Source organism: Bacillus sp. SIMBA_005 (assembly GCF_046535585.1).
GTDB classification, from domain to species: Bacteria; Bacillota; Bacilli; order Bacillales; family Bacillaceae; genus Bacillus; species Bacillus pumilus.
In genome coordinates this window covers 1-245 of the sequence record NZ_JAWRWI010000969.1, presented here as the reverse complement: position 1 = coordinate 245, position 245 = coordinate 1, and the positions used below count along the sequence as shown (strand labels likewise).

Sequence of the window (245 nt, the reverse complement as noted above, 5' to 3'; positions counted from 1 at the left end):
AAATCGTTGCGAAAAAAGCAGCCGACAAAATTCAGAAAGAGATTTCTGACGAAGCTCTCAGCGTGCTGACCGCATATACGAGAAACGGACGTGAAGCCGTCAATATGATCCAGATCGCTGCCGGCATGGCGGTGACTGAGGACAGAAAAGAAATCACGACTGAAGATATAGAATGGGTTGTTCATTCCAGTCAGCTCACACCTAAAAATGAGCAGAAAATCGCCGATGAACCGCAAGTCGGCATC

Annotated in this window: 1 pseudogene; it reads left to right on the top strand. The window is 47.3% G+C overall.

Features of this window, described 5'->3' with window-relative positions:
• Positions 1–245, top strand: a pseudogene (locus SB660_RS22975) (ATP-dependent protease LonB); the annotation flags it as partial.